At 64.9% G+C, this 19,757-nt stretch carries 21 protein-coding genes and 2 pseudogenes; 6 read left to right on the top strand and 17 right to left on the bottom strand.

The features are described from left to right. The 14 genes from BRAD3257_RS24215 to BRAD3257_RS24150 form a co-directional block, all read right to left on the bottom strand. A complete protein-coding gene (locus BRAD3257_RS24215; RefSeq protein WP_122403928.1) occupies positions 1–1,125 on the bottom strand; it encodes a CgeB family protein in 1,125 nt (374 codons plus the stop codon). Continuing rightward, on the bottom strand, positions 1,122–2,210 hold the full coding sequence (locus BRAD3257_RS24210) for a CgeB family protein (protein ID WP_122403927.1): 1,089 nt from the start codon (positions 2,208–2,210) through the stop codon (positions 1,122–1,124). The genes BRAD3257_RS24215 and BRAD3257_RS24210 overlap by 4 nt, the downstream gene beginning before the upstream one ends. Next, positions 2,207–3,334, bottom strand: coding sequence for a CgeB family protein (locus tag BRAD3257_RS24205; RefSeq protein WP_122403926.1), 1,128 nt, complete (start codon positions 3,332–3,334; stop codon positions 2,207–2,209). Before BRAD3257_RS24205 ends, BRAD3257_RS24210 begins: the two co-directional genes overlap by 4 nt. Continuing rightward, positions 3,331–4,443, bottom strand: a complete 1,113-nt coding sequence (locus BRAD3257_RS24200; protein WP_122403925.1) for a glycosyltransferase family 4 protein — start codon at positions 4,441–4,443, stop codon at positions 3,331–3,333. The genes BRAD3257_RS24205 and BRAD3257_RS24200 overlap by 4 nt, the downstream gene beginning before the upstream one ends. Then, positions 4,440–5,726, bottom strand: a complete 1,287-nt coding sequence (locus BRAD3257_RS24195; protein WP_122403924.1) for a TIGR04295 family B12-binding domain-containing radical SAM protein — start codon at positions 5,724–5,726, stop codon at positions 4,440–4,442. The genes BRAD3257_RS24200 and BRAD3257_RS24195 overlap by 4 nt, the downstream gene beginning before the upstream one ends. Further along, a complete protein-coding gene (locus BRAD3257_RS24190) occupies positions 5,723–6,784 on the bottom strand; it encodes an SDR family NAD(P)-dependent oxidoreductase (RefSeq protein ID WP_122403923.1) in 1,062 nt (353 codons plus the stop codon). The genes BRAD3257_RS24195 and BRAD3257_RS24190 overlap by 4 nt, the downstream gene beginning before the upstream one ends. Further along, positions 6,784–7,896: an NAD-dependent epimerase/dehydratase family protein gene (locus tag BRAD3257_RS24185; protein WP_122403922.1), complete on the bottom strand. Its 1,113-nt coding sequence runs from the start codon at positions 7,894–7,896 to the stop codon at positions 6,784–6,786. Before BRAD3257_RS24185 ends, BRAD3257_RS24190 begins: the two co-directional genes overlap by 1 nt. A 196-nt stretch (positions 7,897–8,092) precedes the next feature. After that, positions 8,093–9,298, bottom strand: a complete 1,206-nt coding sequence (locus BRAD3257_RS24180) for a phosphopentomutase (protein WP_122403921.1) — start codon at positions 9,296–9,298, stop codon at positions 8,093–8,095. Next, positions 9,286–10,233 (bottom strand): glycoside hydrolase 5 family protein, encoded by a 948-nt coding sequence (locus BRAD3257_RS24175; protein WP_122403920.1) that lies wholly within the window; start codon positions 10,231–10,233, stop codon positions 9,286–9,288. The genes BRAD3257_RS24180 and BRAD3257_RS24175 overlap by 13 nt, the downstream gene beginning before the upstream one ends. After that, positions 10,230–10,997 carry a TIGR04290 family methyltransferase gene (locus BRAD3257_RS24170; protein WP_122403919.1) on the bottom strand — a complete coding sequence of 256 codons (768 nt, stop codon included), beginning with the start codon at positions 10,995–10,997 and terminating at the stop codon, positions 10,230–10,232. The genes BRAD3257_RS24175 and BRAD3257_RS24170 overlap by 4 nt, the downstream gene beginning before the upstream one ends. After that, positions 10,994–11,794 carry a nucleotidyltransferase family protein gene (locus BRAD3257_RS24165; protein ID WP_122403918.1) on the bottom strand — a complete coding sequence of 267 codons (801 nt, stop codon included), beginning with the start codon at positions 11,792–11,794 and terminating at the stop codon, positions 10,994–10,996. Before BRAD3257_RS24165 ends, BRAD3257_RS24170 begins: the two co-directional genes overlap by 4 nt. Positions 11,795–11,796: 2 nt before the next feature. Beyond that, positions 11,797–12,900: a CgeB family protein gene (locus tag BRAD3257_RS24160; protein ID WP_122403917.1), complete on the bottom strand. Its 1,104-nt coding sequence runs from the start codon at positions 12,898–12,900 to the stop codon at positions 11,797–11,799. Next, complete coding sequence (locus tag BRAD3257_RS24155; protein ID WP_122403916.1) at positions 12,897–13,493, bottom strand: histidine phosphatase family protein; 597 nt, start codon at positions 13,491–13,493, stop codon at positions 12,897–12,899. The genes BRAD3257_RS24160 and BRAD3257_RS24155 overlap by 4 nt, the downstream gene beginning before the upstream one ends. Then, on the bottom strand, positions 13,493–14,593 hold the full coding sequence (locus BRAD3257_RS24150; protein ID WP_122403915.1) for an inositol-3-phosphate synthase: 1,101 nt from the start codon (positions 14,591–14,593) through the stop codon (positions 13,493–13,495). Before BRAD3257_RS24150 ends, BRAD3257_RS24155 begins: the two co-directional genes overlap by 1 nt. 180 nt (positions 14,594–14,773) lie before the next feature. On the opposite strand from BRAD3257_RS24150, the gene BRAD3257_RS41780 reads away from it, so the two are divergent. The 3 genes from BRAD3257_RS41780 to BRAD3257_RS24140 all read left to right on the top strand — a co-directional run bounded on the left by BRAD3257_RS41780 (position 14,774) and on the right by BRAD3257_RS24140 (position 16,138). Beyond that, on the top strand, positions 14,774–14,905 hold the full coding sequence (locus tag BRAD3257_RS41780) for a hypothetical protein (RefSeq protein ID WP_283809893.1): 132 nt from the start codon (positions 14,774–14,776) through the stop codon (positions 14,903–14,905). Between the two features lie 12 nt (positions 14,906–14,917). Continuing rightward, entirely contained in the window at positions 14,918–15,205 is a 288-nt protein-coding gene (locus BRAD3257_RS41135) for a hypothetical protein (protein WP_122403914.1), read from the top strand. 171 nt (positions 15,206–15,376) lie between these two features. After that, positions 15,377–16,138, top strand: a complete 762-nt coding sequence (locus BRAD3257_RS24140) for a glycosyltransferase family protein (RefSeq protein ID WP_347338435.1) — start codon at positions 15,377–15,379, stop codon at positions 16,136–16,138. Here the strand turns inward: BRAD3257_RS24140 and BRAD3257_RS24135 are convergent. After that, positions 16,111–16,941 (bottom strand): annotated as a pseudogene (locus BRAD3257_RS24135) (outer membrane protein assembly factor BamB family protein); the annotation flags it as partial. The gene BRAD3257_RS24140 and the pseudogene BRAD3257_RS24135 overlap by 28 nt on opposite strands. Positions 16,942–17,199: 258 nt before the next feature. Between BRAD3257_RS24135 and BRAD3257_RS24130 the strand changes: the two are divergent. The 3 genes and pseudogenes from BRAD3257_RS24130 to BRAD3257_RS24120 form a co-directional block, all read left to right on the top strand. Then, positions 17,200–17,418 (top strand): DUF6894 family protein, encoded by a 219-nt coding sequence (locus BRAD3257_RS24130; protein ID WP_122403912.1) that lies wholly within the window; start codon positions 17,200–17,202, stop codon positions 17,416–17,418. Beyond that, positions 17,418–17,888 carry a metallophosphoesterase family protein gene (locus BRAD3257_RS24125; RefSeq protein ID WP_122403911.1) on the top strand — a complete coding sequence of 157 codons (471 nt, stop codon included), beginning with the start codon at positions 17,418–17,420 and terminating at the stop codon, positions 17,886–17,888. Before BRAD3257_RS24130 ends, BRAD3257_RS24125 begins: the two co-directional genes overlap by 1 nt. Positions 17,889–18,106: 218 nt before the next feature. Further along, positions 18,107–18,454 (top strand): annotated as a pseudogene (locus tag BRAD3257_RS24120) (SIR2 family protein); the annotation flags it as partial. A 9-nt stretch (positions 18,455–18,463) separates the two neighbouring features. Here BRAD3257_RS24120 and BRAD3257_RS24115 read toward each other — a convergent pair. Then, the gene (locus BRAD3257_RS24115; protein WP_244607676.1) at positions 18,464–19,474 is read right to left on the bottom strand and encodes a patatin-like phospholipase family protein; all 1,011 of its coding nucleotides are present in this window, start codon (positions 19,472–19,474) and stop codon (positions 18,464–18,466) included. A gap of 37 nt (positions 19,475–19,511) precedes the next feature. Continuing rightward, a complete protein-coding gene (locus tag BRAD3257_RS24110; protein WP_122403909.1) occupies positions 19,512–19,748 on the bottom strand; it encodes a DUF3551 domain-containing protein in 237 nt (78 codons plus the stop codon). Positions 19,749–19,757 lie beyond the last annotated feature (9 nt).

Below are 19,757 nucleotides of genomic sequence, written 5' to 3'. Positions count from 1 at the left end.
TCAGAGTTCTGCGACCTGCATGGGGCGAGCGACGGGAAGGGGCGCCGTCTTGCGGCGGCGCCGCGCGGATGCCTCGGCGTAATAGGTCTCCAGCTGCCGGGCGCGATGATCGGGGGTGTGATCGGCGAGAACCCGCCGCCGCGCGTTGTGAGCGATGGTGCGCCGTTGCTCTTCCGGCATATCGCGCAGGATCTCGATCACCTCGCGCGGGCTGGACGCCAGCAGGATTTCGCGGGACGGCGCGAAGATCGTCTCGATCCCAGGCCATCGGTCCGAGATCACCGGCGTGCCGCAGGCGGCGGCCTCGAACAACCGGACGCTCGGTGAGAAGCCCAGCGCCCTCATGTCGGCGCGGGTGGCGTTCAGGGAAAAGCGTTGCGCGGCGTAGAACGTCGGATGCTGCTTTGGCGGGAGGTGCTCGATCCGAGCGACGTTGGCGGGCCAGGCGATATGTTCGGGATACTGCGCGCCGGCGACGACGAATTGTTCCGACGGCAGCGAGCGCGCCGGCGCAAGCAGCAACTCGTCGAGAACCGGCTGCCGGTCCTCGCTGTAGGTCCCGAGATAGCCCAGCGCCCATTTCGGCTGTGCCCGCTTCGGTGCGTAGATCTCCGCATCCGCGCTGCAATAGAGGACACGTGCGAGTGGACTGCCGTAGCTCTGCTCGATCATCCCGGGCACCGGTCCGCCGGTGAACGACAGATAAAGATCGAAGCGCGGGATCATTGCGGCGGAAAGATAATTGAGGCCGTGCTCGAGCCTCGCCAACGTGACCGGCGTGTCGATGTCGTAGAACGCCGTGATGCCCCTCGCATGGGTCGTCGTCCATTCGGCAATCGGAATGCCGTCAGGAACATAGGAGCCGATGATCACCAGATCGGCATCGCGGATCAGCTTGCCGAACCGGCGCGGAATTTCCTTCAAGGATTGGTACAGCTCGACGGCCCAGGCAGAGGGCTTGGTCACGTCGCGGTGATCTCGATACCAGGGTACGTCCCGCTCCAGAAACGTGACGCGGTGACCTCGTCGCGCCAGGGCTTCGATCAGGGCGCGGTACGTCGTGGCGTGACCGTTGCCCCAGGACGAAGTGACCGAAAGTCCGATGACGACGATGGAGAGGTTCATTCTGCTGCCTCGATTCGCGAGCTGCTGGCGACGAAGAGATCGTTGAATTGGCGGGCGCGCTGCCGGTAGGTGTGCTGGCTGAGGATGCGCGCGCGGGCGCGGCGGGCGATCGATCGGGCCTGCTCCGGATCCAGTGCGGCGAGGTGCTCCGCGACCTCGGCTCCGTCAGCGGCAACCAGCACCTCGCGGCCGGGTTCGAGAAAATGATCGATGCCGGCCCATTGATCGGTGATCAGGCAGGCGCCCGCGCCGATCGCTTCGAACACACGGGTTGGCGGAGAGAAACCGTAGCGCGCCATGCTGTCGCGATTGACGTTCAGCGTGGCGAGAGCGGAGCCGAAGAACGCGTTGTGATCGGCGGTGCCGACATGGCCGACTTTGCGCACATTGGCGGAGGCGTCCTTGTCGTCCCAGCCGGAGCCGCCGAGCACGAAGGACTTGCCGGGCAGGTGGCGTGCGACGTCCAGGAAGAAGTGATCGACACGCGTCTCGCGATCGGGCAGGCGGTTCGCCAGCAGGCTGAGATCGCAGGCGAAGCGCGCATTGGCGGGCGCCGGAAAATGCGTGGCCGGATCGAGTGCATTGTAGATCGGCACGCAGTGCCGCGCGCCCATCGATCGGTAGGCCGACACGACACCATCGCCGCCGCCATAGGTCAGCACCATGTCATAGCACGGGATCGCGCGACGCAGATGATGCTGTGGATCGCTTTCCATCGCTTCGAGCGTGGCGGGCGCGTCCACGTCCCAGTAGATCCGGATCAGCCGGGAAGGCAACGCAGCAACGGCGTTCTCCAGCTCCAGATCAAACACGCCGACGCCGCTGGCCTTGATCAGCATGTCGGCCGATTGCACGGCTGCATCGAGCGAGCGGCGCCAGCCGTCCGGAGTCGCGGGAAAAATCACCACTCTGGCCCAATCCGGATCGTCGATGTCGCGATGCGCCTGGCGCCCGAAGGCGTCGGGTTCGTAGAAGGTAACCTCGTGGCCGAGCGCTGCGATCTCCTTCAGCATGCCGCGATAATAGGTGGCGGCGCCGTTCCAGTACGACGAGACGAGGCTGGATCCGAAGAACGAGATCTTCATGCGACGGCTCCGATGTGGCGGGAGCACGCCCGGCGGCTCGAATCTCGAATGTCGCTCACGATGTCGATGAGCTGCGCGGCGCGGTGGCGGCAGGTATGACGATCCTGAATGGCCTTCAGGCCGGTTTGCACCATGGCGGACGCCAACTGCGGATCGTCGATAACCGCGCGAAGCGCACGCTTCATCTGCGCGCCATCGGCAACGCTGAGATAGGCGCCCTCCGGAAACAGCCTTTCCGTATCCGACCAAGGCGCCGAGACCAGGGGAATGCCGCAGGCGAGCGCTTCGAACACGCGGATGGTCGGAATGCCCGGAAGCAGGGCTACGTAAGGCCCGCGCGGCACATGGATCGTTGCGCGCGCACCGGCGAAGGCAATGGGAGCCCAGTGTGCCGGCAGCCAGCCGCCATAACGGATACCTGCGCTCCTGATGGTGTGGAGCGCTTCGTCCGAATAGCGCACGCCGTGAACGCTCGCGCGGAGCTTCAGCTCCGCCACGGGCTCGACCAGGAATTCGGTCAGTTCGGCGCTGCGCTCGCCATCACCCCAATTGCCGATCCAGACCAGATCGTCTGTACGATCAACCTGTGGCAGCGGATGATACAGCGCGACATCGGCTGCCTCGTGCCAGGTGAAGACCCGGTCGGCCCAGCCGAGCTTCAGATAGATCTGCCGAAGCACCTCGCCGAAGGCGAGCACGCCGTCGAATCCGTCGAGGTCGAATTGCGCGAGCTCCTCAGGCGCGCTGACGGCGCGGTGATGGGTGTCGTGGAATAGCAGGGTGAAGGGCGCGCCCTGCGCCCGCCTGCGCCCGATCTGCGCGATCAGATCGGGCGAATTCCATTCATGCACGATGACGAGATCGGCGCCGTCCAGCGCCCGCTCGAGATCCAGACTGGCATCGTAGCGGCGGATCTCGATGCCGGGGAAAAGGGCGGGAATATCCTCCAGTGTATGACTGCCGCCTTCGCGGATGGCGTTCAGCCGGCTCCAGCCGTCGATGGGTTCGAATACGACGACCTCGTGCCCGAGCGCATGAAGCTCGCGCGCATAGCCACGCAGGAAATGCGCGTTGCCGTTGTTCCAGCAGGACGTGAACGCATGATAGAATAGGACGCATTTCATGCGCGCACCTCGATCTGGCTGGCCGCCGCGCTCGTCCGGCGCGATGCGAGCAGGTCCTCGTAGAGACCAAGATAGGCGCTCGTCGTCCGCGTCAGCGAATAGGTCAGGGATTGCTCATAGGCGGCGCGTTGCAGGCGCGTGCGCCCGAAATTGCCGGCACAAAGCTCTGAGAGCGTTCGGTGGAGCGCCTGGCTGTCGGCCGGATCGAAGAACAGGGCGGCACCGCTCCACAATTCCCGGAACGTCGGGATGTCCGAGAGGACCAGGGCGCAGCCTGCCGCGGCTGCCTCCAGCACCGAGAGGCCAAAGGGTTCATAGAGTGCGGGGCTGACGAAGATCGCCGCATGCTGCAATCGCGCGGCCATGGCCTCGTGCGGCAGCTCTCCGAGCCAGGTCACACCCGCAGCCAGGTCTGTATCGATGGGGCCGGCCACCTCGACCGGCCAATCGAGCTCGGGTGCGGCGGCGGCGAGAGCCTCGATGTTCTTGGCGCGGTCCCACAGCCGACCGGCCGCGAAGATCACGTCCTGCTTCCGTCCCGCGGGGTCGCGAGGCGCAATGCCGTTCCAGATCACCGCGCCGCGCGACCGGGGCTGGTAGATCGCCGTCATGTCGTCGTAGAAGGTCCCGCTCGGACACACCCAGGCCTCCGCCATGTCGAGCGCCGCGGCGACCCGCTCGGTGTAGCGACGCCATCGGGGCTCGTCGAGCCAGGCCGTATCGCGGCAGGCGACGGCCCAGGAATTCACACAGGAGTGCGCCACCAGCACGGTCGGGGCGTGCCAGGCAAAGGTCGCTTCGCGAAAGCTGTTCAGGTGCACGACATCGGGCATCAAGCTGGCTTCGAGGTTGGCGAGCACGCGCCTCGCCTCGGAAACATTTCGCCCGTCCGGGTCCTGCCATTCGAGCGCGAGATCCGTTTCGATCAGGTGCACCCGGGTGTCGCGCAGCATCCGGCGCTGATCGTTGCGAGCTTGCGGGCCCATCGTCACGAGCGTGACGTCGGCACCGGACGCAGCGAGGCTGGAGGCGAGGGCGCAGGAATAGGTCCAAACGCCGCCAACCGTGTCGGTCGTCATCATGATCCTGAGGTCCGCGCTAGGCCTCATGAGGTCACCTGACGTTCGAGAGTGTCGAGTGGGACCGGGCGGTCGTTCTGCACGTCGCTGAACTGGTCGAACATCGCCAGATAGTGCCGGTGCGCGCGCTCCCAGGCGAAATCGTCGGGCTCGCCCCAGAGCTTCCGATAGTCAGGCGAACCAGGATAGGGATAGAGCGGCACCGGATCGTTGGCCCAGACGCCGGCATCCTGCATCGTGCGGCGCCAGCGCTGCACGACGGGATCGTCGTCCTCGGGCACCTCGATCAGATTGGCCTGCACGAAGGGGACGTGGCGGCGGGCTTCGACCAGCCGATCGGCGAGCTGATCCGTGGTCATCTTGCAGTTCTTGGCGAGTGCTGCGCGCCCCTCGACGGTCAGGCTCTCGATGCCGGCTTCGATCGAGACGCAGCCGGCGCGGCCGAGCAGGGCGAGCATGTCGGGCTTCCACAGATCGATACGTGTCTGCACGCCGAACTTCAGCCCGCGGGTCGTCAACCCCTCCAGCAGCTCGCGATTGGGAAGGAAGATCTCGTCGATGAAATAGACGTACTCGATACCCTGGTCGCACAAACGGTCGATCTCGTCGAGAATGACCGCTGGCGGCCGCTTGCGGTAGGCGTTGCGGAAATTCTCCTTGGCGCAGAACGTGCAGTTGTAGGGGCAGCCGCGCGAGGCCTCGACCTCGGCGCCCGGTGCACTCGGCTCGGCTTCGAAGCGGTGATGATGGTGATGATGGCGCCGGATCATCTCGTCCGGCCAATCGAGTGCGGGCTGGTCGCTGAACGCGACGGCCTGTGGCCCGCCATTGACGCGCAAAGAAGCACCGTCTGCGAAGCACAGGCCGGGAAAGTCCCACTCGCCGTTGGCGAGACGCAGCAGGGACGCCTCGCACTCGCCCATCACGACGATGTCGGCGCCGAGCTTCTTCAAGGCCGTCCTCGGCGTGGTCGAGCCATGCGGGCCCACCGCAATCAGTGTCGGCGCATGGTCCCTCACCGCCAGTGCGAGCTGTTGCGGCACGCGAAGCTCCGGCGGCGCGCAGCGCCAGAACAGGTATGTCGGCGCAGTGGTGAAGACGATCTGGTCGGGACCGAAGGCGCGCAGCTCGGCCTCGATCTCGCCGAGCGAGAGATCGAACAGATGCGCATCGAGCAGCAGCGTCTTGTGGCCGGCCGTCTTCAAATAGTGCTCGGAGATGCCGAGCTCGAGCGGAAGATGGGGCGAGCGGCAGCCGAAATAGATGCTTCCCGCAAAATCCCAGTTGGGATTGATGAGAGCGATCCGCGTCATGCCAAAGCCTCGCGGTTTCCGGGTGATCCGAAGCGGCCGTCGAGCCAGGCGTGAAGCGAGCGCAGGCCGTCGGCGAGGGACATTTGCGGCGTCCAGCCGAGCGCGGTGGCCAGCGCCCTCGTGTCGGTCACGTACCAGGGTTGATCACCAGGTCGCCAATCCGCAAAGCGGTAGTTGATCTTGCGGCCGGTCAGCTCGGTGATGCGGTCGATCAGTTCGAGCAGGCTGACCGCATTGGCCGGACCACCGCCGAGATTGAAGACGCGGCCGCGGGCCAGCGCGATGTGGTCGAGGGCTGCGAGCCAGGCGCTCACCGCGTCCGACACGTGCAGCGCGTCGCGGACCTGCTTGCCATCGCCATAGATCGTCAGCGGATTGCCGCGGATGGCGCTGAGCAGGAAGTGTGCGATCCAGCCCTGGTCCTCGGTGCCGAATTGCCGCGGCCCGTAGATGCAGCTCATGCGCATCACCACGGTCTGCAGCCCGAACACCCGGGCATAGTCGTGGACATATTGATCGGCCGTGCCCTTGGAGCATCCATAGGGACTGTAGAAATCCAGCGGCGCATTCTCCGAGACGCCGCCGGTGAGCAGGTCGCTGACCGGCATGTAGCGGCGCTCCTGGAGCGCGATCTCGCTGTCCTCGATCAGGCGCCCATAGACCTTGTTGGTCGAGGCGAAGATTACCGGCGCGAACTTGTTGTGCAGGCGAACGGCCTCGAGCACGTTCAGCGTGCCGCGCGCGTTGATCTCGAAATCGGCGGCGGGATCGCTGACGCTGTCGGTGACGGCGACCTGAGCTGCCAGGTGCAACACGGCCCGCGCCTCGCGCACGGCGTCGATCACCGGAATTGGGTCGCGGATATCAGCCACCGTGATGGTGACGCGGTCGCCATGCCGGGATTTCAGCCATTGCGCGTTCTCGCGCACGCCGGCGCGGGCGAGATTGTCCAGCACCAGAACGCGATCACCCCGCTCGGCGAGGCGGTCGGCGAGATTGCAGCCGATGAAGCCGCAGCCGCCGGTGACCAGGACGTGTCCGTTCGCTTGCTCGCTCATTACGCAACCAATCCCCGTTGCAGCAGCTCGCGGGTCGCCCGCTCGGCCTGATCGTCCGCGATCTGGTCGGCGAGGTACCCGGCGAGCTCTTCAAGGCCGTCCTTGAACGCGACATGCGGCTCGAAGCCGAGCAGGTCGCGTGACTTGCCGATATCGGCAAAGCAGTGCCTGATGTCGCCGGCCCGGTATTTTCGCGTGATCTCGGGCGCGATCTCGCGCCGTCCCATCACCTGGGCCAGATCCTCGGCGACCGACAGAATGCTGCGGCTCTGACCCGAGCCGACGTTGAAGACGTCCTGACTGTGCTCGGCTTCGAGAGCCATGCGGCAGACGCGGGCAACGTCGCGCACATGGACGAAGTCGCGCCGCTGCAGGCCGTCCTCGAAAACGAGCGGCGGACGGCCGTTGAGCAGCCGTGCAGCGAAGATGGCCAGCACGCCGGTGTAGGGATTGGACAAGGCCTGTCGCGGACCGAACACGTTGAAGAAGCGCAAGGCGACGGTCGAAATGCCGTAGGCCTTGCCCGTGATCAGGCACATGCGCTCCTGCGCATACTTGTTCAGCGCGTAGATCGAGCTCAGCGACGGCTGCTTCGTTTCAGGGGTGGGCACGGGATCGAGCGGATGACCAGCGGTGTCCCGCAATTCCCATTCGCCTTTGCGAAGCTGCTCGATCGGTCGTTCGTCGCACGCGACGATGCTCCCGCCGCCGTCGCGATAGAGGCCCTCGCCATAGATGCTCATCGAGGATGCCACGACCAGGCGCGCGACGGGGCGCTTGGCCAGCGCCTGCAGCAACACCGCAGTGCCGAGTTCGTTCGTCCTGACATAAGGCTCGATGTCGTACATGCTCTGGCCGACGCCGACGGCGGAGGCGAGATGCAGCACCATGTCGGCGTCGCGCAAGGCCTGTTCGACGGCGACGGCGTCGGTGACGTCGCCGACGACGAGCTCCGCATCGTCCGCGAGATAGGCGGGCCGCAGACGGTTGCCGCCGTGGACCTGCGGAGAGAGATTGTCGAGAAGGCGGACCTCGTAACCGGCCGCAAGCAGCACGTCGGCCGTGTGTGAGCCGATGAATCCCGCGCCTCCAGTAATCAATACTCGCGTCATTCACCGCTCCGTGCCGCATGGGACCGATCCGTTCGGGATCAGTCGATGATGAGAGTTGAAGCGCGCTTTGCTTGGTCGGGCGACCCGCGCGCCAGTCACGTCTGGGAGTTAGAAGCGATGCAAGGAATGTTCGTTCCTGCGAGACCTACAAACGAAAATTTCTCTAACCTGGATCAATAACCCAAGTGAATGGCGGCTAGAAATGCGCGCCATGAAGCGGCGCGGGCAGATCGAGATGTCTCGCGACGGTCGCACCGATATCGGCGAACCCCGCGCGTCGGCCAATCGGAGACATTGATTGCGCGGTCTGTGCCAGGATCGGGACCTGCTCGCGCGTGTGATCGGTTCCGCTCCAGGTCGGATCGCAGCCATGATCGGCGGTGATGATCAGCAGATCGTCGCTTCGCAGCCGGTTCAGCAGTTCGGGAAGGCGGACGTCAAAGGCTTCGAGCGCCGCTGCGTAGCCGGCCACGTCGCGCCGGTGGCCGTAGAGCGTGTCGAAATCGATGAAGTTCGCGAACAGCAGCCCGCCTTCTGCAAGGCTCGCCAGCCCATCCAGCGTGGCATCGAAGAGTGCCGCATTGCCGTCGCCGCGCAGGTTTCGCCCGGTGCCGCGATGGGCGAAGATGTCGTCGATCTTGCCGATCGTCACGATATCGCGGCCGGAGAGTTGCGCAAGGTCGAGAATGGTTCGTTCGGGCGGCGGAACGGAGAAATCTCGCCGGTGCGAGGTGCGCTTGAAGTCATGCGCGTTCGATCCGACGAACGGACGCGCGATGACGCGGCCGATGTTCAGGGGATCGACCAGCCGCCTCGCAATCGTGCAGACCTCGTAGAGCCGCTCGAGCCCGAACGTCTCTTCGTGCGCCGCGATCTGGAACACGCTGTCGGCGGAGGTGTAGCAGATCGGTTCGCCGCTGCGCATGTGGCGCTCGCCGAATTCGGAGATGATGTCGGTGCCGGAGGCGTGGCAGTTCCCGAGGATGCCGGGCAGTCCGGCCAGTTCGCACAGCTTCTCCACGAGATCGCGCGGGAAGCAGGGTTGGATCTTTGGAAAATAGCCCCAGTCGAACGCGACAGGCACGCCGGCGATCTCCCAATGGCCGGACGGCGTGTCCTTGCCCCAGGATATCTCGCTCGCGCATCCATAGCGCGCAAGTTGAACCCGGCCGTCGAGCCCGGGCGGGACGCGGCCGGTGGCCAGATGGCAGGCCTCACCCAGTCCCAGTGCCACCAGATTGGGAACGCGCAGTCTGCCCTCCCGCTGCGGGCTGTCGGCATGGCCGGCCATGCACGCGTCCGCGACGTGGCCGACCGTATTGGCGCCTTCGTCACCGTAATTGACGGCATCGGGCGCCGCGCCGATACCGACCGAATCCATCACGAGGATCAGGGCACGCATGTCGGCTCCCTGAGCGGCGGCGTCGTCAGCGACGAAGCGACGCCGGTTTTCGTGCAATAGCGCTCGACCATCTGCGCACAGAAATCGGCGAACTCGTTGACGTCGAGCGGCGGGCTGGTGTGATGAGGTTCGAGACCGCGGTGTTCCGGTGTGAAGCAGAAGGTCACGGTGACATCGAACTCGGCCAGCGCGTCCATCTGGCGGTCGAACCAGTCGAGCGCGTTGGGACGGAAGCTGTCGGCCCATGACAGGCCGGTCCGTAAGTGCCTCACGCCGAAGCGGCGCATCCAGCGCACGGCGTCATCAAGTCGATGGTCCTCGAAGTGAAACCACTGGCACAGACCCATGTCTGGCGCATATTGGCCAAACAGCTCCGCTGCGGCTTTCGGCGTTCCATCCTCGCGCAGCAGGCCCATGTGGAAGTGCCGGTAATAGGAGGAACCCTCCGCCTCCTTGTGCCGGGTGGTCGCCTCCCAGGTCGAAGGGAGATCGTAGAGGCTGTACCAGTGGATACGCGGCGCGCGGCCGATCAAGAGCTCGGCTGTGCGCGACAGGCCCCAGGCCTGTACCTCCTCGGCGCCGAACGAGGAGACGCCGACTTCGGTCACCCAGACCGGGAGCGAGATGACAGCCTTGATCTCCTCGATCTTGGCCGGCCATTCCCCGATCTGCCACAAATTCCAGTCGAGCGGAAAGCCGTGCACGGCGACGGCGTCGACGTGATCGATCACGCCGCGCGCCTGCATGTTGCGCATGAAGGACGGGTCGATCGGCGAGATGCCGCCGAGCACGCGCGGCAAGGTCGGGTGCGCACTGCGGATCGCCTTGCCGGCCGCCAGCGCCAGGTTTGCGAACATCGCCCAGGCCGGGTCGATCAGGAGGTCCCAATGCGACTTGTTGTTGGGCTCGTTCCAGATCTTGGCGGCCTCGATCATCGGTCCGTCTCCCGCGACGGATAGACCGGGCCATCGGCCTGCGGCCGCGTCGTGCGCCTGCACAGATACACCTCATCCTCCGGATGGGCCGCGATGGCAAAGCCCGCGCTGCGCAGCATGGCTTCGACGCAGGCGCGATTGGGCACCCACCAATTGGTGGGGTCGTCGGCATATTTATGCTCGACGAAGTGCAGCTTGGGGTAGCCGGACGAATCGAACTGCTCGGTGGTCCAGAAGTCGTAGTTCTTCTCGATCGCGTCGACGCGGCTGTCGCCGCGCTGCATCGACTGGAACAGCAGGAGGTCGCCGGCGACGTGCTCATGGATCAGGTCCAGCGCGAGCAGCGGGTGCCGCAGATGGTAGAGCACGCCCATGAAGATGACGAGGTCGAACCTTTCACGCAGCTGGCCGACATCATAGGCCGACATCTTGCGGAACTCGATCCTGAGTCCGTTCACTTCGGCCGCGAAGCGGGCTTGCGCAAGGTATTCCTCGTCGGTGTCGAGGCCGAGCACGCGTTCGGCGCCGCGCCGCTTCATCTCCATGGCGTAAAAGCCGGCGTTGCAGCCGATGTCGAGCACGGTCTTGCCTTCGAGCCGATCGGGGATGATTCCGGAGAAGCGCTGCCACTTCACATTGGGATAGTCGCCCAGAAAGTGCGACGGCGCGGTCGGCACGCCCTTGAGGTCGAGATTGTGAAACCATGGCCCGAGCGCGTCGATGCGCTGGCGGATCTCCTCACGGGAGAGGGCACCTCTGGTCATGCATTCGCTCCGTTGTTCGCTGCGAGCGGGCGGGCGCCGTCCGACGACGCGCGGGCCCGCAGCCTCGATCGGCCCTCGGAGGTCTCGGCGAGCAGCGCCATCGCCGTGCGATAGCCGTCGATGGTTCCGACATCGACGTAGGATTCGCCGGCCTTGACGCCGATGCCGCGGCCACCGGACGAAAGATAAGCATTGACCAGCGTCCCGAAATATTCGTCGCGGCGTTCGCGCGCGTGCCACAGCGACCGGAGCTCGCGGAAGCCGCGCGCCGACATCTTGAAGGCGCCCCAGATCCAGCGCGAGGTTGCGTGCGGCTGCTTGACCTGGATCTCCGTCACCTGCTCGCCGTCCAGCACCACCGCATCGAAGAATTCGGGGTGCTCGACCGGGAACAGCAGGAACGAGAGGTCTGCATCCGGCAGGGAATGCAAGGCCGCCTTGGGAAACCACACGGTATCGGGCAGTCCGACGAAGACATCCTCGTGTTGCCCGACGACGGTGCTTGCCCTGAACACGGCGTCGCACAGGCCGGCTGCCTCCGGCTGCACGACATAGGCGAGCTCGGCGCTGCCGTAATGGTCACCGAAATATTCGAGGATGTCGGATTTGCCCGGCGAGATCACGAAGCAGATCTTGTCGGCACCGCCCAGGATCAACCGCTCCAGGAGATATTCGGAGACGGCGCAGGGGCGGTCCGTACCGTCGTCACGCCGGCTGCCGACTGGCAGCAATTCCTTCGAGAAGGCGAGCGGCTGAATGCGGCTGCCGCGGCCCGCGGCCGGAACGATGCCCCACATGATCAGGCCTCCTCGGGTTGTTGCCGGCTCACGCGGTTCGACGTTATCTGCTCGAGCATCGAGATCAGTTCACGCGCGCGCTTGTCGGACGTGTGCTGGTCCATGGTGCGTTCATAGGCGCGCCGGGCCATGCGGCGGAGTTCGGCATCCGTCATCGCAAGTGCGGCGAGCGCGTCATGCTCGTCGCGTGCGATCAGGATCTCCTCTCCGGGCGCGAAGAAATCCGCTATTCCCGGCCAATCGTCGCTGAGCAGCGGCGCGCCGCAGGCCGCGGCCTCGAACAACCGGCCGGACGGACACCAGCCCATCTCCGCCATGGCCCGGCGCGTGACATTGAGGGTCAGCCGCGACGAGGCGAAGAACGGTGCGTGCTCAGGCGGCGGCAGGTGCCGCACGAAATAGATGTTGGGCGACCATGGGAAATCGTCCGGATACTGCGCTCCGCCAATCAGGAAGCGGAGATCCCTGCGCGCCCGCGCGGGCGCGACGAAAAGCGTCTCGAGCGTGCGCTGACGATCTTCGGAATAGGTGCCGAGATAGGACAAATCGGCGCGATAATGCGGCTGGGGCGCGACCGGCCGGTGGATGTCGGTGTCGACGTGACCATAGAGCGGCCGGGTGTCGCGGGCACCCAGCCTGTCTCGGAATTCATCCGCGACGCGAGGTCCGCCGGTAAAACTGAGCACCAGCTCGAAATCCCGCAGGCCGCGCGGGCCGACATAAGGAACGGCTTCGCCGGCCAGGAGCCTTGCCAGCGTGACCGGAGTATCGAGGTCGTAGAACACGGGAATAGCGTGACCTTCGGAGAAGATCAGGTCGGTCGCCGCAACCGCATCGGGACAATAGGAGGTCACAATCGCGACGTCGGCGTCACGGACGTCGGCGCTTGCAGCCTGCCGCACATCGTCCCAGTTCGAGAACAGCCGGAGCTCGCCGCCGGGCAGTTCGTAGAGATCCCTGGCACCGGCATAGTAGGGAACGTCGCGCTCGAAGAAGACCACGCTGTATCCCGACCGTGCCAGGTGCTTGCAGAGGCCGCGCCACAGGGTGGCGTGTCCGTTGCCCCAGGAGGAGGAGATTGTCAGGCCGAAGATGACGATCTTCACGCCGGCACCCGCTGGTTGATCCCGGTGATCTTCATGCCGCGGTTGTCGGCGCGGAGCGTGCTGGTGCTGGCTGGATCGATCTCGATCGAGAGAAACTCGTCGAGCGGCGTCCGCGAATAGTGCAGGAGCGCGGCACGGATCGGCTCGGCATGACTGACTGCGACGACGATGTCGAGATTGCGATCGCTGCGCAGTTGCTCCAGATGAGCAACGATGCGACTTTGAAGCGACCGCATGCTCTCGCCGCCCGGCGGTCGGCTCGTGCCGCGTCGCCCATTCCAGCGCGACCATCGTGAATCCGGCGCCAGGTCGTCGAATGATCGTCCGGTCCATTCGCCATAGTCGATCTCGTCGAGGGCCGGGGCTATCTCGACCGGCAGTCTGAAATGCGCGGCGAGGATGCAGGCCGACTGCATGCACCGTCGCTGCGGGCTGGATTGAATGAGCGTCGGTCGAGGCGAAAGGGTTCCGGCACAGCGCGCCATGTCCTCGCAGCCGAGATCGTCGAGTTCGACGCCTCTCATTCGCCCGCACAGAACGCGGCCCAGCAGGGCGTGATGACCGTGCCGAACGAGATGGATGATCTTGGCCATCACGCATACGCCTTGTCGTCGATGAAGGCGCGTGTCCGCCGTCCGGCCTCCTCGTCGGTGAACTGTTGCGGCGGCGACTTCATGAAATAGCTGGAAGGACCGGTCAGCGCTCCAGCCTGGCCGCGGTCCATGGCGAGCTTGGCGCATCGCACTGCGTCGATCACGACGCCCGCCGAGTTCGGAGAATCCCAGACCTCGAGCTTGACCTCGGCGCTCAGGGGAACGCCGCCGAACGTCGTTCCCTCCAGGCGGATGAAGGCGAGCTTGCGGTCGGTCAGCCACGGCACGTGGTCGCTCGGCCCGACATGGATGTTATCAGGGTCCATCGGGACGTCGAACTGGCTGGTCACGGCCTGGGTCTTGGAGATCTTCTTCGAGGTCAGCCGCTCCCGTTCCAGCATGTTCTTGAAATCGGTATTGCCGCCGACGTTGAGCTGATAGGTGCGGTCGAGCCGCACGCCGCGGTCACGGAAGAGATTGGCGAGCACGCGATGCAAGATGGTGGCGCCGACCTGGCTCTTGATGTCGTCCCCGACGACCGGCAGGCCGGCCTCCTCGAAGCGGCGCCGCCACTCCGGATTGGAGGCGATGAAGACGGGAATGCAATTGACGTAGCCGCAGCCCGCTTCGATGGCACGCGCCGCATACCATTCGCTGGCGCGTTGCGAGCCGACCGGTAGATAGGACACCAGGACGTCGGTGCGGGACATCGCCAGGATTTCGGACACGTCAGCCTCCGGCACGTCCGCAATCGGAACGTCGTCCGTCAGGTAGTGCCCGATGCCGTCCATGACCGGTCCGCGCTGCACGATCACGCCGGTCGGTGCGACATCGGAGAAGCGGTGCGTGTTGTTGGGTGGCGCGAAAATCGCGTCGGCGACATCGCGGCCGACCTTGCCGGCGTTGACGTCGAACGCCGCCGCGATCTGGATGTCGCTGATATGGTAACCGCCGAGCTCGGCATTCATCAGTCCCGGGACCGGCTCGTTCGATTTGGCGTTCCGGTAGTAGGAGAGGCCCTGGACGAAGGAGCTCGCGCAATTGCCGACGCCGACGAGTCCGACGCGCACGCGGCGCCTGTCTTGAAGACGAGAATGCATGGAATGGAGCCTCCGGGAAACAGACGGCGTCGGTAAGTACGTCGGCGAACGTGCGGAAGGTATGTTCGTTCCTGGCAGGAAGATCCGAGCGTCGCGTCGCGCGCGATTCGGGTAGATAAAATGCGGCGGGCTTAACATGGGATAGGATCCCCGGCCGCCCGTAGGGAACGAAGAACTTTCATGATGAAGATGAAGAAGATGATGCTTGCGTCGCAGGACTGCTTAGCATCCGAGCGAAAGAACAAATTGCTTCGGTCCGCGTTTGTCGGCCAATGGTTCGATGCGATGCCGGGCTCATCGCCCGGCCAGTAAGCGAGGTATGACATGACTTCAAAGGCGCAGAATATTGAAGCCCAGCAGACCACCGATCACAATGTCATTCGGAAATGGGCCGAGGAGCGCGGAGGGAAACCCGCAACCGTGAAGGCGACGGAAGAAGATGGCCACGCCGGAATCCTGCGCATCGATTTCGATCCGCCGGACGAAGGGCTGGACCGCATCAGCTGGGACGAGTTCTTTGAAAAATTCGATGAAGCCGGCATTGCGTTCCTGCACCAGGACCGAACCAAGGACGGCAAGCTCAGCCGATTCCACAAATTCGTTCGACACTAGCGACTGCGCGAAATGGCGGGCGGTTGGGCTGAGGCGATCAGGGCGGGCGATTTTGCGCGCGCCTGGGCGATCAACGATCGTGATCTGCTGGAAACGGCGCATCCGCCCAAGCACACCGGCCCGCGGCATCTCCAGCGGATCTGGCGCGGCGAGGATCTGAAAGATAAGCACGTGCTGGTGCGCTGCTATCACGGACTCGGCGACACCATTCAGTTCCTGCGCTTCATGCGCGCGCTTCGCGAGATCGCGCGCAGCGTCACCCTGTGGTGTCAACCCGAGCTGCTGCCGCTGGCCGCGGGCGCCACGGGCGTCGATCGCGCAATTCCGCTGCATGATGGAGCGCCCGAGGTCGGTTTCGAGGTCGATATCGAAATCATGGAGGTGCCGCACGCCATCAGGGCGCGGCGGGATCAGGTCGAGATGCGCGTTCCCTACCTGGCGTTGCCTCCCGCTGCAGTTCCGCCGCTGCGGGGGGAACAAGGTCTGGCCCTCGGCCTGGTCTGGAAAGTCGGCGACTGGGACAAGCGGCGGGAGGTTCCGGCCGTCTTGCTGCGTCATGTCGCCGGACCGGGCGTGACGCTCTATTCGCTCCAGCGCGGCGCCAGCAGCGAAGAGCTCGCGGCGCTCGGTGCGCTGGAGATCAGCACGCCCGATATCGTGGCCCTCGGCCATCGCCTGCGGCAGCTTGACCTTCTCATTTGCGTCGACACCATGGTCGCGCATCTTGCGGGAGCGCTCGGATGCGAGGCCTGGGTGCTGCTGCATGCCGATTGCGACTGGCGCTGGCCTCAATCCGGAGCGCACTCGTTCTGGTATCCGAGCGTGCGGCTGTTTCGCCAAAGACGGCCGGGCGATTGGGGCCATGTCGTCGCCGAAGTGCGCGATGCGCTCGAGGTGCAACTCGGCTATTGCCGCCGCTCGGGCAACGCGTAGGCCCGGACGTAGTCGCCGAGCTTGGTGCCGAATGAGCCATGGCCTCCGTCGACGGTCACGACGTATTGCCTGCCGCCGACTGAGTAGGTCATCGGCGTCGACTGCCCGCCGGCAGGAAGGCGGGCCTGCCAAAGCTCTTTGCCGTCGCGGACGTCGAAGGCGCGGATGTAGTCATCCATCGTTCCCGAGATGAAGATGATGCCGCCAGCCGTCACGATCGGGCCGCCGAGCATGGGAACGCCGAGCTTGAAGGGCAGCGACAACGGAGCCTGATCGCGGATCGTGCCGATACGGTGCTGCCAGACCACCTTGTGCGTCCTGAGATCGATGGCGGCGATGTTGCCCCAGGGCGGGGCGAGGCAGGGGATGCCGAGCGGCGAGAGGAAAATCCCGAGATCGACGCCGAACTGGGCGCCGTACATCGGCTGCACGCCGAGCTCGGTGCCGGGCGGATGCGCCGCGTTGGGCGCCGCCGGATTGTCCTTTCCGCGCGGCACGAGACGCGAGATGAAGGGAATCGATTGCGGATTTGCGATCGCAATCTGGCGCCGCGGATCGACGGCGATGCCGCCCCATTCGAACATGCCGAAATCTCCAGGGAAGACCTGCGTGCCCTGTTCGGACGGCGGCGTGAACGGCCCCTCATAGCGCAGGCGCTTGAACTTGATGCGGCAGGCGAGCTGGTCGAACATCGTGCTGCCCCACATCTGAGCGTCCGTCAGCATGCGAGGTGGCCGGAAGCTCAATTCGGAGAAGGGTTGGGTGGGCGACAGCCGATCCCCGGGCGCCGGACCCTGCGGCACCGCAGTCCCATGATGGTGACGACAAGGATGGTGACGGCCAGCAATGGCGCGTCGCGTAACCAGTCTACTGAACGACGGATCATGGGGTTCACTTCAGCGGAGGGAGAAACGCCCCGAGGTTGCGGGCGGTGCCAATGCTCGCTGCTTGCAATGTCTTGGGAACCGAGATGTTCCTGTTGTTCAGAACCGCAGACGGCCTCCACGCCGGAACGAAGGTTCGAGACCGGGCGTTCCTGCGGGAAAACCCGAGGGCCGGACGTGCCGCGCTATCATTTTGATTTGGTGGATTCCGAAACCGTGGCAGACGAGAGGGGTGCCGAACTGCCGGATGACATGAAAGCCATGGATGTTGCCGAAGAAATTGCCAGGCGCCTGCTCGAGGAGCATCCCGAGCTCAAGGGCCGTCACTTCTCGATCCTGGTCACGAACGACGATGGCGAGGAAGTCGGCCGGATGCCTTTGGACGTGCTGCATTGATGACGTTCAGGATTGGGGTGATTGCCGATACACATGGGCTGCTGAGGCCGGAGGCGGAGCACTGCCTCGCCGGCGTCTCGCACATCATCCACGCCGGCGATATCGGCACCCAGGCTGTGATGGATGGGCTTTGCCGGATCGCGCCGGTTACCGCGATCAGAGGAAATGTAGATCGCGGGGCGTGGGCGGAACGTTTGCCTGAAACGCAAACGCTGCGCCTCGGCGGCCGCTGCTTCCATATCCTGCACGACCTCAAGGAGCTGACGATCAATCCTGCGGAGCTTGGGATCGACGTCGTGGTTTCAGGCCATTCCCACCGCGTGCGGATCGAGACCGCCGAAGGCGTGCTCTACTTGAATCCGGGAAGTGCAGGGAAGCGGCGGTTCAAGCTGCCGATTACGCTGGCAACGCTCGAGCTCTATCCGAGCGGCCCGCTGCGGCCGGTCATTCATGATCTCGACGGCTCGTAGGAGCGTGCATCTGGTTGGCGCGCATTCGAGTTGCCAACGCTCCAGGCGACTGGCGGCCGCTCGCGTCGATCCGGTCCTTTTCGGGATTTCTTGCGCCTCTGTATTCGTTCGCGCCGCGACGATCGGCTCGGGAACGACCCCGCTGCCAACTCATTGCTCCACGTGAAGGTCACAACGCGAGTGGCGATCCCACGGGAGCCTCAGCACGGAGAAATTCGAATCGGCTCGCCTTCAATTCTCCGCTCGATATCCGTTTTCGCGCTGATGCGCTTGGAAGCACGCTGCTCTTCATCGGATACAGCATGTCCGATCCCAATATCCGCCTGCTGCTGCACCGGATCTGGCAGATCTGGGACGAGTCCGGGCACAGTCAGGAACGGCGGAAATCCTTCGTGTTCGTCGCGCAGCGTAATCCGGTGCAGGAGGCTGTGCTCGCGAACCGGGGGATCACCACCATTGCTCCGCCCGATGGCATGGCCGCCGACGACGGTCTCACGCAGCTGCCGCGCGACATTCGCCGGCGCCTCGATCGACCCATGGAGAGCAGCTCGCGCCCTGGCCATTGAGAGACATCGTTAAAGCCGCCGCACGCTGCAGATCCCGTTCGGGATCGGGGCCAGGCGTGCGGCATACTGCATGTCCAGAAAGCCGGCCCGCCAGCGTTGCGCCATGGCCTCCTCCGACAGGTCGAAGGATTTTTCGGGACCTGCTTCCTCGCGGCCCGGCCGGTAGCTCAGCAGATAGACCTCGTCGTCGTCATCGAGGTCCTGAAGCTCGGCACGGAGCTGCCGGGCCTCCAGGGCGTAGCCAAGGCGCTGGAAGGTCTGGTTGCCGAAGGTCAGGTCGCTCTTGCGCTCGGCCGCGGCCTCGAGCCCGTCGGGGACCTTGCCGTCGCGCGGGAAGAGATCGACGACATAGAGGCGGAGCCGTCGCGCAGTTTCGAGGATCGGATCGAATGGCGCGTTCAACGCGAACCCGCCATCGCCGAGCCACCGGCCGGCGATCTGCATCGGAGCGAATTCAGGGAGGAATCCGCAACTGGCCAGGATATGGTCGATTTCGATCCGCTCGGACGAGGAGTCGAACAGTACGGCATCGCCGCTTTCCAGGTCCGTGGCGCAGATCGTGATGCGCGGATCGCCGTCGTTCAGACGTCCGAAATCGATCAACTGCTGAAGGCGTTCGCGGGTCGGGCCGAGGTCGTAAAGGCCGGCGAAGTGAGATGTCGGAATCGGGAGGCGGGGACGGAAGAAGCCCTGACGACCCAGCACGCGCGTGTTGATCGAGCTCAGCCAGGCGAACGTATGGCGGCCCGCGTTCGGCACTCCGGCTGGACTGCTTGGCGCATGCCAATAGCTGCGTAGATTGCGCAGCCGCTCGGCACTCGGGCTCCCCGCGATCAGTGCGGCGGTGATGGCCCCTGCCGATGAGCCCGTCACCCAGTCGATCGGCAACAAAAGAGAGGTGAGCGCTTCAAACACACCGCCATGATACGCGCCGAGGCCGAGACCGCCGGAGAATGCGATGGCGGTGAGGGGGCGCTCTGCTGGCGTCGTGCCGCTCGGCTCTGCTGTGGGATCGGTCAAGACGCGCGCCTGTCGCCGATGTGGAGGCCTGGGCTGATCACCGGTATCCCCTGTAACGGCGCGCATAGGCGTAGCGGGGATTGATGCCGCAATAGGCGTTCGTTCCCGATGCGCTCGCCATGCACTGACTGTAACTGGCGAACTGGCAATTGCCCGGATAGCCCCAGATCCGGCCCTGCAGGCAATAGCGATCTTGCGCGACCGCGGCGCTCGGGGCGGCAAAGCTGCCCATGATCGCGAGAGCGGCGGTAGCGGCGAGCAATCGATATGTCATCTGAAATCT

It is taken from the genome of Bradyrhizobium vignae, assembly GCF_900324035.1.
Classification (GTDB): domain Bacteria; phylum Pseudomonadota; class Alphaproteobacteria; order Rhizobiales; family Xanthobacteraceae; genus Bradyrhizobium; species Bradyrhizobium vignae.
This window is presented reverse-complemented; position numbering and strand designations above follow the sequence as displayed.

Bases quoted from the DNA above. Each gene is read 5' to 3' on its own strand.
- BRAD3257_RS24215 (WP_122403928.1), bottom strand. From the start codon at position 1,125: ATGAACCTCTCCATCGTCGTCATCGGACTTTCGGTCACTTCGTCCTGG.
- BRAD3257_RS24210 (WP_122403927.1), bottom strand. From the start codon at position 2,210: ATGAAGATCTCGTTCTTCGGATCCAGCCTCGTCTCGTCGTACTGGAAC.
- BRAD3257_RS24205 (WP_122403926.1), bottom strand. From the start codon at position 3,334: ATGAAATGCGTCCTATTCTATCATGCGTTCACGTCCTGCTGGAACAAC.
- BRAD3257_RS24200 (WP_122403925.1), bottom strand. From the start codon at position 4,443: ATGAGGCCTAGCGCGGACCTCAGGATCATGATGACGACCGACACGGTT.
- BRAD3257_RS24195 (WP_122403924.1), bottom strand. From the start codon at position 5,726: ATGACGCGGATCGCTCTCATCAATCCCAACTGGGATTTTGCGGGAAGC.
- BRAD3257_RS24190 (WP_122403923.1), bottom strand. From the start codon at position 6,784: ATGAGCGAGCAAGCGAACGGACACGTCCTGGTCACCGGCGGCTGCGGC.
- BRAD3257_RS24185 (WP_122403922.1), bottom strand. From the start codon at position 7,896: ATGACGCGAGTATTGATTACTGGAGGCGCGGGATTCATCGGCTCACAC.
- BRAD3257_RS24180 (WP_122403921.1), bottom strand. From the start codon at position 9,298: ATGCGTGCCCTGATCCTCGTGATGGATTCGGTCGGTATCGGCGCGGCG.
- BRAD3257_RS24175 (WP_122403920.1), bottom strand. From the start codon at position 10,233: ATGATCGAGGCCGCCAAGATCTGGAACGAGCCCAACAACAAGTCGCAT.
- BRAD3257_RS24170 (WP_122403919.1), bottom strand. From the start codon at position 10,997: ATGACCAGAGGTGCCCTCTCCCGTGAGGAGATCCGCCAGCGCATCGAC.
- BRAD3257_RS24165 (WP_122403918.1), bottom strand. From the start codon at position 11,794: ATGTGGGGCATCGTTCCGGCCGCGGGCCGCGGCAGCCGCATTCAGCCG.
- BRAD3257_RS24155 (WP_122403916.1), bottom strand. From the start codon at position 13,493: ATGGCCAAGATCATCCATCTCGTTCGGCACGGTCATCACGCCCTGCTG.
- BRAD3257_RS24150 (WP_122403915.1), bottom strand. From the start codon at position 14,593: ATGCATTCTCGTCTTCAAGACAGGCGCCGCGTGCGCGTCGGACTCGTC.
- BRAD3257_RS41780 (WP_283809893.1), top strand. From the start codon at position 14,774: ATGATGAAGATGAAGAAGATGATGCTTGCGTCGCAGGACTGCTTAGCA.
- BRAD3257_RS41135 (WP_122403914.1), top strand. From the start codon at position 14,918: ATGACTTCAAAGGCGCAGAATATTGAAGCCCAGCAGACCACCGATCAC.
- BRAD3257_RS24125 (WP_122403911.1), top strand. From the start codon at position 17,418: ATGACGTTCAGGATTGGGGTGATTGCCGATACACATGGGCTGCTGAGG.
- BRAD3257_RS24110 (WP_122403909.1), bottom strand. From the start codon at position 19,748: ATGACATATCGATTGCTCGCCGCTACCGCCGCTCTCGCGATCATGGGC.